Raw genomic sequence first — 12,434 nt, forward strand, 5'->3', positions numbered from 1 at the left:
AATGAAACAAATTATACAAGACTTAAAAAAAGGAGATACTATATTAGAAGACGTTCCAGTACCAAAAGTAAAAGCAGGAGCTCTTTTGATTAGAACAACCAGAAGCTTAGTTTCTTTAGGAACCGAAAGAATGTTAGTAGATTTTGGAAAAGCTAATTTTCTTCAAAAAGCAAAACAACAGCCAGACAAAGTAAAGATGGTTTTAGACAAAGTAAAGACGGATGGTCTTCGGCCTACTTTAGATGCTGTTTTTAACAAGTTAGGGCAACCATTACCTTTAGGGTATTGTAATGTAGGTGAAGTTATCGCTATTGGAAAAGGCGTACAGGGTTTTTCTGTGGGAGATAGAGTAGCTTCTAATGGAAATCACGCTGAGTTTGTTTCTGTACCAAAGAATTTAGTAGCAAAGATTCCTGATAATGTATCTGATGAGGAAGCAACGTTTACAGTTATTGGATCGATTGGTTTGCAGGGAATTCGTTTACTTAATCCAACTTTTGGAGAGACAATCGTTGTTGTAGGGTTAGGCTTAATTGGATTGGTAACAGCTGAATTATTAGTTTCTAACGGATGCAATGTAATTGGCTTTGATTTTGATAATGAGAAAATTAGAATTGCTAAAGAAAAAGGAATTACAGCAATCAATCCTTCAGAAGGAACAGATCAAGTAAAATTTGTAGAGTCTATTACTGATGGAGTTGGAGCTGATGGAGTTATAATCACAGCATCTAATAAAAGTAATGAAATCATTTCTCAATCAGCAAGAATGTGTCGTAAAAGAGGACGTGTTGTATTGGTAGGTGTAATTGGATTAGATATTAGTCGAGCTGATTTCTTCGAAAAAGAAATTACCTTTCAAGTTTCGTGCTCATATGGCCCAGGTAGATATGACGAAAATTACGAGCAAAAAGGTCAAGACTACCCAATTGGGTTTGTACGTTGGACAGAAAAAAGAAATTTTGAAGCTGTTTTAAATGCACTTTCAAAAGGAGCTTTAAATGTTCAGTCTCTAATTACAGACAGGGTTTCTTTATTAGATTACCAAAAGATTTATGGTAATATGGGGAATTCTAAATCAATCGCTGCTATTTTAGAATATCCTTTAGAATCGAAAATAGTTTCCTCTATTGTAATCAGTCAAAAATCATTTGAAGGGAAAAAAGGTGTTATTGGAATTATCGGTGCTGGTAATTTTACTAGTTCTACGATGATGCCAAACCTTAAGAAAGTTAGCGCAGATGTAAAATATATTGCTAGTTCAGGAGGTTTGTCATCAACAATAATGGCAAAAAAATATGGAATTGCTAGATCGACGACAAACTATCAAGAAATGTTAGAAGATGAGAATGTAGATTTAGTTTTGATCACAACTCAACACAATTCACATGCAAGAATGGTTATAGAAGCAGCAAATGCAGGAAAAAGTGTTTTTGTTGAAAAACCACTAGCCATTTCAGAAAAAGAATTGTCTGAAGTCATAGAAAGTTATGAGAAAAATAATGTAAATATTTCTGTTGGTTTCAATAGAAGATTTGCACCTCTTGCTATTAAAATGAATAAAGCATTAGGAAATGATAATACACCTATAAATATTATTGCAACTATGAATGCAGGTTTTATTCCTAAAAATACTTGGGTACATGACATGAAAGTAGGTGGAGGAAGAATTATTGGAGAAGCTTGTCATTATATCGATTTGTGTTCCTATTTAGCAGGGGCTAAAGTAGTTTCAGTATGTATGAATGCAATGGGTAAAAATCCTGCAGAAGACACAGATAACGCAAGTATTTTATTGAAATATGAAAACGGTTCAACTGCAGTAATCAATTATTTTGCAAATGGAAGCAAATCCTATTCCAAAGAAAGATTAGAGGTCTATTCTCAAGAAAGAACTATGGTGATGGACAATTGGAGAAAAGTAAAGTTCTACGGATTTAAAGGAGCGAGGAATTTTTCTGGAAAACAAGATAAAGGGCATTTTAATCAATTCCAAAAATTGATAGATCAGCATAAAAAGGGAGGGGAACCGATCATTCCATTCGATTCTATTGTCAACACAACCAAAGCTTCATTTGCAGCAATAACCTCATTGAAAGAAGGGAAATGGATTTCAATAGAATAAAACTTTTAGTAAATACGGTAAAGTACCTCAAGTTTAAACAAATCACTTATAGGGTTTTATATGCTTTAAGAAAAAGGTTTGTAAGCAAACAGTATTTGTTTGAAGTAAAAAGAACAGTTAGGCCTTTAAAATGGTCTAATAGAATTGAAAAATATACAAGTCACCTTGGAGAAAATGAGTTTTGTTTTCTAAATATTACACATAAGTTTCAAGATAAAGTTGATTGGAACCATAATGTCTACGGAAAGTTATGGACATATAATCTAAATTATTTCGACTTTTTAAATCAATTATCCATTAAACAATCTGAAGCAATAATGCTGATGAAAGATTATGTGGAAAGAATAGATGAGTTAAAAGATGGATTAGAACCATACCCGATTTCGCTTCGTTGTATTAACTGGATCAAGTACTTGTCTAAAGAAAGTATTAAAGATGAGGTTATTGATAAATCATTGTATAATCAATATAAGCGACTGCAGGATAATATAGAATATCATCTTTTAGGGAATCATTTATTAGAAAATGGGTTTTCATTATTATTTGGAGCATATTATTTTGAAGACGAATTATTGTACATAAAAGCAAGAAAAATTATTGAAGAAGAACTTTTGGAACAAATTTTATCTGACGGAGCTCATTTTGAACTCTCTCCAATGTATCATCAAATTCTACTCGATCGACTTTTAGATTGTATTTTTTTAGTAAAAGAGAATCCATGGAAAGAGAATTTGGAACTACTCTCTTTAATGAAGTTGAAAGCAACCGAAATGATGAGTTGGTTAAGGGAAGTTACTTTTAAACAAGGTGGGATTCCAATGGTGAACGATAGTGCATTTGGAATTGCTCCAAATACATCATCTTTAATATCATATGGTAAAGATTTAGGAATTTTCCCTCATGAAGTTGCGCTTTCTGAATCGGGATATCGTAAATTTAAAAGTGATTCGTATGAACTATTTATAGATGTTGGTGAGGTTGGACCAACATATCAACCTGGTCATGCACACGCTGATACCTTTAGTTTTGAATTGTATACAAGTAAGCCACTAATTGTTGACCCTGGACTTTCCACATATAACATGGGAGATGTAAGAGAAAAAGAAAGGTCTACATTATACCATAATACAGTAACCATTAATGATGAAAATTCTTCAAAAGTTTGGAAAGGGTTTAGAGTTGCTGATAGAGCAAATGTTACTATCGAAAAAGATAAGAAAAATGAATTAATTGCATCACATAATGGTTATAAAAGTAAAGGAATTAAACATACTAGAAGATTTAAGGTAGAAATGTCAGAAATTCTTATTAAAGATTCCATAAATAAAGACATTGAAGTTCAAGCTCATTTCCATTTTCATCCAGATAGTCAATTGAAAGTAAATTCATTAAAAAATGAAGTGAAAGTTGATAATATTACAATTACTTTTGACAGCCCAGTCAAGTTAAAACATAATATATATAAATATGCTCAAGGATTTAACAAAAGACTTGAAGCAGATAAAATTATAGTTACATTTAGAAACTCGTTAGAGACTAAAATTAAAATAGAAGATTAATGACCATTGTATATTTTTATCAATATTTTACTACACCAAAAGGTTCCTACGGAACACGTGTTTATGAGTTTACAAAAAAATGGGTTGAAAGAGGGCATAAAGTAATTGTTGTTACCAGTGTTTATGCGAAATCAGATATTAGGGCTACAAAGTTTTTAGAAACACAAGTAATTGATGGGATTACATTGAAAATTATCAATGTAAATATAGATAATAAACAATCTTTTTTAAAAAGAATCTATACTTTTTTAGTCTACAGTTTTTTCTCAATCTTTTATGCTTTAACATTAAAGTGTGATTTGGTAATTTCAAGTTCCGGACCAATAACAGCAGGAATTCCAGGATTGATGGCAAAAATATTTAGAAGAAAGAAGTTTGTTTTTGAAGTACGAGATCTTTGGCCAGAAGGACCGATAGAATTAGGGGTTTTAAATAACAGGTTCATTCAAAAAGCATCATATGCTTTTGAAAAGAAATGTTATAAAAATTCTAGTTTAGTAGTAGCTCTTTCACCCGGAATGAAGTCAAATATTACGAATAGATTTCCAATGACGAATTCCATTTCTGTAACCAATTCAGCTAATATTAAATTATTTTCATCACCTAAAGAACCAATTACTCACTCGCAACTTGTTAAGAAAAAGTTTGCTGTATATACTGGGAATATAGGATTGGTTAACAATTCTGAATTACTTTATAGAGCAGCAAAAAGATTAAAAAAACTTGGGAGAGAAGATGTTGTTATTGTTTTGATTGGAGATGGACAGCAGAAAGCCGAGATTATGAAGAAATCTGAAGGGTTAGATACAATTCTTTTCTTAGGATTGATGCCGAAAGTTGAATTGGTAAACTATGTAAAAAATGCATTAGTTTCTTTGATTCCTCTAAATGATACACCAATGCTTTCTACATCTTCTCCAAACAAATTATTTGAAAGTATGGCAGCGGCAGTCCCTGTTATCCAAACCACCAATGGTTGGATAAGTGAAATGTTAGAAGAAAGTCAGTCTGGATTTACTGTAAGTCCAACTAATGAAGATGAGTTGGTAGAAAAATTGATTTTTCTAGCCGACAATGAAACGGAGAGTCAGGAAATTGGGAAAAGAGGATTTGAATTCGCTAGGCACAATTTTGACAAAGATGTTCTAGCGACAAGAATGATTGAAGCAATTGAGGAAGTTTATAAAAACTAAGAGGTATGGTTTATATTTTAAGTATAATTTTTTTATTTTTTTCAGCTTTTCTATATAAACTTATTGCATTTAGACATAATATTATTGATAAACCAAATTATAGATCATCTCATACAAAACCAACTATAAGAGGTGGAGGAATTATATTTACGCTATCCATTCTTCTTTTTTTTATTGTAAATGATTTTGAATACCCCTATTTTTGCATTGGTGTTTTGCTTATTTCTATCGTTAGTTTTTTAGACGATATATATACATTGAGTGCCAAAATAAGATTTCCTTTTCAAATTTTTTCAGTTTTTTTAACCTTACTTGAAGTAGGTCTACCCTTTCAGCCGATTTACATATTCATTATAGTTCTTGTTGTTTGTATAGCAGTGGTTAATTTTTTTAATTTTATGGATGGGATTAATGGATTAACAGGAATGTACGGGTTAGCAACCATTCTAGGGTTCTATTTTATAAACTTACAAGAAGAGGTTGTTAATTCAGACTTACTAATTTATACTTTCATTTCACTACTTATTTTTGGCTTTTATAACTTTCGAAAAAAAGCATTGTTTTTTGCAGGTGATATAGGTAGCATTACATTAGGAATGTTGGTGGTGTTTTTAGGGGTATATTTTATTATTAGTTTAAAGTCACCCGTAATTTTGTTGTTGATATTTTTTTACGGCGGTGATGCAATACTTACCTTACTTTATAGAAAGCTATTTACAAAAGAAATCGTCTTTGAGCCACATAGGCATCATCTATACCAAAAACTCGTTGATATAAAGAAAGTACCACATATAAAAGTAGCCATTGGATATGCTTTATTACAAACGTTAATTAATGTATTAGTTTATTATACCTATTCAATTGATTTTTCAATACAATTGCTTATATTGTTTATTTTAATACTTATTTTTATTGGGATGTATGTATTCTTGTTTAACTACTTAAAAAGAATTACAGTTTAAAAGTGAATTAAAAATGTTAGGTAAAATTGTTTTGTCGGGCACAGAAATAAAAAATAATTTTTTTTTACAAGAGAGCTCTTTTTTTAAAAAGAACCATCTTTTTGGTTTTGAACAAGACTTGCAGAACTACATAAAACAAGATAAAGCTATTGCCTGCTTATCATCTGGAACAGCAGCAATACATTTAGCCTTAATTTTAGCAGGTGTTACAAAAAACGATGAGGTAATCTGCCAAAGTTTTACTTTTTCGGCATCAGCAAACCCTATTGTGTATCAGGGTGCCCAACCTGTTTTTATAGATAGTGAAAAAGAAACATGGAATATGTGTCCGATTGCACTAGAAAAAGCTATAAAAAACAGAAAGGAATTTGGGAAAAAACCAAAGGCCATTATTGTGGTGCATCTATACGGAATTCCTGCAAATATGGAAGCAATTACTTCCATTGCAAAAAAATATAATATTTCATTAATAGAAGATGCTGCAGAAGCTTTGGGGTCTAGTTATAAAAATCAAAAATGTGGCACCTTCGGAGATTTTGGTATTTTATCCTTAAATGGTAATAAAATTATTACCACTTCAGGTGGAGGTGCTTTGGTCTGCGCAACCGAAAAAGACAAACAAAAAGCTGTTTTTTTAGCAACACAAGCTCGCGATGTTGCGCAACATTATCAACATTCACAAATTGGTTACAATTACAGAATGAGTAATGTTTTAGCGGGGATTGGTAGAGGTCAAATGGAAGTTCTCGATAAAAATGTAGCGTTAAGAAGAAAAAACAATGAATTTTATCAAAAGCTTTTTAAAGGTGTAAAAGGGATTACTGTTTTTAAAGAACCATCCCAAGATTACTTTTCTAATCATTGGTTAAGCTGTGTGATTATTGATGCTTCAGTCACAAGATTTACCAACGAAGACTTGCGTTTGCATTTAGAAAAAGATAATATTGAATCGAGACCATTATGGAAACCAATGCACTTGCAACCCGTTTTTAAAGATTGTTTGTATTTTGGGACTCAAGTTGCAGAAACCCTTTTTGAGAAAGGTTTGTGCTTGCCTTCAGGGTCTAATTTAACAGATGCGGATCGTGATCGAATCGAAAATTCTATTAGAAGTTGTTTGGTTAGTAGTATTTAGTGGTGCTAAACAATTACCATCAATAGATTTGTCATTCAGGATTAAATATCAATATTTAATATTAGGTATAAGCTCATAGTAGTAGTTTTCATTTATAGACATAGTTGAAACATAGATTTAACTTATTATGTGTAAAACGTTGAAATAGTAGAAAAAACAAAGAGATTTCTAGTTCTATATAAAATTACAGTACCGATAGAATTTTATAAAAAGTAAAAACGGATGGCTATAAAAAGTTAAAGTTTTTAATGTTGCTTTAGTTCCCTTTTCGTTGTGTATTTTTTATGAAAATTAAAACAATAATAAATCATAATTTATCGTAAATTAGCCGTAAAAAAATAAAGAATGTTTAAACGTTTTTTTTTAAAAAAAATAAATAGATATGCTTCTAGGTGGGTGGTTTTAATCATAGACATATTTTCTGTTAGCATCTCTTTTGTTTTTGCCTACTTTGTCCGATTTAATGCCAGCTTTGATTTTGAAACAGAAAATCTTTTTTTACAAGCACCAGTAATTGCTATCATATCCTTGATAAGTTTTTTACTAGTAGGTTCTTATAAAGGAATTATTAGACACACAGGGACTCGTGATGTGTTTAATGTCTTTTTAGCAGCTACCCTATTAACGACTCTTACTTTTTTTGCAGTAATGATTAACGGAATGTTTGGTTTTTTTCCAAACTTTACGATACCCATATCAATTATCATAATTCATTATTTAGTAAACATATTTATTTTAACGCTAAGTCGATTTATTTTTAAAGCATTTTTTGAGGTTTTGACCACAGAATTAGGGGATGTAAAGCATGCGTTAATTTATGGGGCTGGAGATTCAGGGATTATTACTTATGGTGCTTTAAATAGAGATACAAAGAATAATTATGAAGTAGTAGGATTTATTGATGACGACATCCGTAAAATCAATAAAAAAATTGACCGGATTAAAATTTTTAGTTTAAATAAGATTACATCTGATTTTATAGATAAAAACAATATAGATGAAATAATTATTTCAATCCAGAATGTAAAACCAGATCGATTACTTGAAATCACGGATTACTTTATTCCTTTTGACGTTGAAGTTAAAATTGTTCCTCCATTATCTACTTGGATTGATGGGAATTTGCATGCAAATCAAATTAGAGATGTAAAGATTGAAGATTTATTGGATAGGGCACCTATTCTTATTGATAATCCAATTTTACAAAGAGATTTAAACGATAAAATTATTTTGGTTACTGGTGCTGCGGGATCAATTGGAAGTGAAATATCAAGGCAATTATGTCAATACAAGCACAAACTCCTTGTTTTAGTAGATCAAGCAGAATCTGATTTGTATGAGTTGCAGCAAGAGCTAATACAAAACGGAATTCAAAACTTTAAAGTTATTGTTGCTGATGTTAGAGATGACAAAAGAATGGAGTTGTTATTTCAAGAACTTTCCCCTCAAAAAGTATTTCATGCAGCAGCATATAAGCACGTACCACTAATGGAAGAGAGTCCTTGCGAGGCTGTGAAAGTGAATGTTATTGGAACAAAAACAATTGCAGACTTATCACTTAAATATAATGTTGAGCGATTTGTGATGGTTTCAACAGATAAAGCCGTAAATCCAACAAACGTAATGGGGGCGACTAAAAGAGCAGCTGAAATGTATATCAGTTGTTTGAGTAAAAAAAGTAACGCTACTAAATTTACAATTACGCGTTTTGGAAATGTATTAGGTTCTAACGGATCTGTGATTCCGTTATTTAAGAAACAGATAGAAAATGGTGGTCCATTGACAGTTACACATAAAGATATTACCCGTTATTTTATGACGATCCCAGAAGCATGTAAATTGGTGTTAGAGGCAGGAACAATGGGAGTTGGAGGAGAAATATATATATTTGATATGGGAAAGTCGGTTAAAATATTTGACGTAGCTAAAAAGATGATTTTTTTATCAGGTTTAAAATATCCAGAAGATATTGATATTAAGATTACAGGTTTACGCCCTGGAGAAAAGTTGTATGAAGAATTATTAGCAACAGGAGAAAACACAATCTCTACCTATCATGAAAAAATAATGATAGCAAAAACTCAGGAATTAGATGTTGAAAATACAATTCAGCTCATTGAGAAATTGTGTGTAGAAAATAAAAAAACTGAAAATCAAAAAACAGTTCGCATTATTAAAGAATTAGTTCCAGAATATATTTCTAATAATTCGATATATGAAAAACTAGATATTACTATTGCTAATTAACATTGTTTATGGTATTTTCGCAAAAAAAATCACGTTAATATGACAAAGACTTACCTTAGAGTTCTAATTCTAATCTTTATATTTACTTTGACTTCCTGTGTTTCAAAGAAGAATGTTGTTTATTTTCAAGGAGATTCAGAAGCAATACATGAAAATGTGAAAAACTTTGCATTAAAATTTAAAAAAGACGACTTATTAACCATTAATATTTCTGCTGAGAATTTAGAAATTGTAAAACAATTTAATTTACCAACAGTTGCATACAATGCGGTTACAAACACGGTAAATGGAATTCCAAAGCAACAAAGTTATTTAGTAGATGTAAATGGAGAAATTGACTTTCCTGTTTTAGGTAAAATTAAGGTAGCTGGTTTAACAAGGGTTGAAACCATTAACTTATTAAAAGAAAAAATAAAACCATATACAGAGGATGTTCAAATAAACATTCAAATTTTAAATTTTAAAATTAATGTACTAGGTGATGTTAAAACACCGGGTACTTTTCAGATAGCAAATGAGCGAGTTACTGTTTTAGACGCATTAGCTCTTGCTGGAGATTTAAACATTACAGGTGAGAGAGTTTTTAAAGTGATTAGAGAAACAAATGAAGGAATACTTACAAAAAACCTTGATTTAAAGTCTAACGATATTTATGCTTCACCTTATTTTTATTTACAACAGAATGATGTTGTATATGTAGAACCAAATAAGTCAAAAGTTCAATCAGCATCTTATAATCAAAATACAGGTTTATACATCTCTCTTGCATCAGTTTTGATTTCATTAATTTCTATTTTAACAAGATAAACAATGCAAAAACACAAAGAATATAATTCTCAGAATATAGAAAGTGATGACACTTTAAATATTAGAGCAGAAATTGAAAAGTATATAATATATTGGAAATGGTTTCTTTTAGGAGGAATCTTGTCTCTCACTTTGGCTTTTTTGTATTTAAGATATACAACCCCACAATTTAGCGCAAAAGCTGTAATTTTAATTAAAGAAAATCAGAAAGGCGGAATTTCTGCAGAAATGAAAGCTTTTGAAGATCTAGGTATTTTAGGAGGTTCTACAAATAATATAGATAATGAAATAGAAATCATCAAATCTAGAAAAATCATTGGAGATGTTATTAAAAAATTAAACTATACGGTTTCTTATTTTTCAAAGGGAAGAGTTAAAGAATCAGAATTGTACGATAAAAAGTCACCCATTTTAATAGATGTTGTTAAAAAAGATTCGATATTCTATGAATTGGATACAATTATAAGAGTTTTACCAATTTCGAATACTGAGTTTAAATTAATTTCTAAAGAAGGTGAAGAAATAAGTACTAACTTGTTTAATGAGGTCATCCAAAATAATAAATTTATCTTTAGAGTTATAAGTAATTCTAAATTACAAGACAATTTTATAAATTCAGAAATTAAAATAGCTATTAAACCTTTAAATGGTTTGATAGATTCCTATCAAAAAGGGTTAAACATTTCTCCTGTTAATAAGAATTCAAGTGTAATTAATTTAACGTTGAATGATGCCGTTAAAAACAAAGCAGAAGATTTTTTAGATACATTAATTCTTTTATATAATGAAGATGCTGTTGCAGATAAAAACCAAGTTTCCGAAAAAACTAAGAACTTTATTGATGATAGGTTAGATGCAATAGGTGAAAATTTAAAAAACATTAATAATAACTTAAAAAACTTTAAAGTAGATAATAAATTAACAGACATAAAAGCTGAATCAGAATTAATTTTGTTAACACTATCTGAAAATAACAAACAAATTATTGAGTCAAAAATTAAATTATCGTTAATTCAATCTTTAAGAAATGAGTTAAAAAATCAAGAAGGAAGAGAAGATGAAATATTGCCTGCTAGTTTAGTCCCAGAAGATCAAGCAATAGCAAAACTTATTTCTGAATACAATGGGTTAATTCTTGAGAAAAAAAGAGCATTAAGAACAGGAGCAACCAAAATTAATGCGATCGTTATTAATTTATCAGAACAGATAGATGGTTTAAAATCTAGTTTAAATAAAAGTTTGCAAAATTCTGAAAAAGGAATTCAACTAAAATTAAATCAATTAGAAAAAGAAAACGCTAAAATTAAATCTAAAATTTCTGGAGTTCCAATACAAGAACTAGAATTACAAGATATCCGTTTAGAACAAGAAATTATTTCTGGATTGTATTCTTATTTGTTAAAGAAAAAGGAAGAGACAGATATTTCTTTAGCAGTAACTGTTGCAAATGCTAAAATAATAGACAAAGCATATGGAAGTACTATTCCAGTTTCTCCAAAGAAAAATATTATTTATTTAGCGGCATTATTATTAGGAGGTTTAATTCCTTTTGTTTTTATATATATTATAAATTTATTTGACACAAAGATTCATAATAAAAAAGATTTAGAAGAAGTTGTTTCTGTACCATTCTTAGGTGATATTCCAAAGTCTGATGTAAAAGAAAAGGTAGTCATTGGAGGTGATGATGCTCGGTCGAGTACAGCTGAGGCATTTAGGTTGATTAGAACCAATTTAGATTTTATGCTTGCGAATAGTAAAAACACATCAAACACTATTTTTGTAACTTCAACAACAAGTGGTGAAGGGAAGTCTTTTATTTCTATTAATATTGCTGCATCCTTGGCACTTTCTGGGAAAAAAGTATTATTGTTAGGTATGGATTTAAGAGCACCAAAGGTTACCGAATATCTAGGTTTACCTGATAGAAAAGGCGTGACTAATTATATTACTGATGATGAATTATTATTAGAAGACTTGAAGTTTAATATTAATGAAATAAAAAACTTAGATATTATATCTTCAGGAGTAGTCCCTCCAAACCCAGCAGAGTTATTAATGACTAGAAGGGTTGAAAATTTATTTACTATTGTAAAGGAAGATTACGATTATGTAATTGTTGATACTGCACCTGTAAATTTAGTTACAGATACTTTATTAATTGCAAAATATGCAGATATGTTTATGTATGTTGCAAGGGCTAATTATTTGGACAAGCGTTTGTTATCAGTTCCGCAAACTCTATATAAAGAAAAAAGATTACCAAACATGGCAATGATTTTAAACGATACAGACCCTAAAAGAAGTTATGGATATGGATATGGAGGATATGGTTATGGCTATGTGATAGATGAAAAACCATGGTATAAGAAACTATTTAACAAATCATAGTTTAGAAAAAAAAGCAAC

The 12,434-nt window shown here is 30.2% G+C and carries 8 protein-coding genes; all 8 read left to right on the forward strand.

The annotated features are described in order from the left end of the window. Position 1: 1 nt before the first annotated feature. The 8 genes from ACEWL1_RS11205 (at position 2) to ACEWL1_RS11240 (ending at position 12,416) form a co-directional block, all read left to right on the forward strand. Positions 2 to 2,122, forward strand: a complete 2,121-nt coding sequence (locus ACEWL1_RS11205; protein WP_409233390.1) for a bi-domain-containing oxidoreductase — start codon at positions 2 to 4, stop codon at positions 2,120 to 2,122. Beyond that, positions 2,104 to 3,681: a heparinase II/III domain-containing protein gene (locus ACEWL1_RS11210; protein WP_409233391.1), complete on the forward strand. Its 1,578-nt coding sequence runs from the start codon at positions 2,104 to 2,106 to the stop codon at positions 3,679 to 3,681. Before ACEWL1_RS11205 ends, ACEWL1_RS11210 begins: the two co-directional genes overlap by 19 nt. Further along, positions 3,681 to 4,874, forward strand: a complete 1,194-nt coding sequence (locus ACEWL1_RS11215) for a glycosyltransferase family 4 protein (RefSeq protein WP_409233392.1) — start codon at positions 3,681 to 3,683, stop codon at positions 4,872 to 4,874. Before ACEWL1_RS11210 ends, ACEWL1_RS11215 begins: the two co-directional genes overlap by 1 nt. 5 nt (positions 4,875 to 4,879) lie before the next feature. Then, complete coding sequence (locus ACEWL1_RS11220) at positions 4,880 to 5,836, forward strand: MraY family glycosyltransferase (protein ID WP_409233393.1); 957 nt, start codon at positions 4,880 to 4,882, stop codon at positions 5,834 to 5,836. Between the two features lie 13 nt (positions 5,837 to 5,849). After that, positions 5,850 to 6,971: a DegT/DnrJ/EryC1/StrS family aminotransferase gene (locus tag ACEWL1_RS11225; protein ID WP_409233394.1), complete on the forward strand. Its 1,122-nt coding sequence runs from the start codon at positions 5,850 to 5,852 to the stop codon at positions 6,969 to 6,971. Positions 6,972 to 7,316: 345 nt separating this feature from the next. Continuing rightward, complete coding sequence (locus ACEWL1_RS11230) at positions 7,317 to 9,218, forward strand: polysaccharide biosynthesis protein (RefSeq protein WP_409233395.1); 1,902 nt, start codon at positions 7,317 to 7,319, stop codon at positions 9,216 to 9,218. Between the two features lie 39 nt (positions 9,219 to 9,257). Then, a complete protein-coding gene (locus ACEWL1_RS11235) occupies positions 9,258 to 10,025 on the forward strand; it encodes a polysaccharide biosynthesis/export family protein (protein WP_409233396.1) in 768 nt (255 codons plus the stop codon). 3 nt (positions 10,026 to 10,028) lie between these two features. After that, positions 10,029 to 12,416, forward strand: coding sequence for a GumC family protein (locus ACEWL1_RS11240; RefSeq protein ID WP_409233397.1), 2,388 nt, complete (start codon positions 10,029 to 10,031; stop codon positions 12,414 to 12,416). Positions 12,417 to 12,434: the final 18 nt, after the last annotated feature.

This window comes from Polaribacter gochangensis, from assembly GCF_046224025.1.
GTDB lineage: Bacteria > Bacteroidota > Bacteroidia > Flavobacteriales > Flavobacteriaceae > Polaribacter > Polaribacter gochangensis.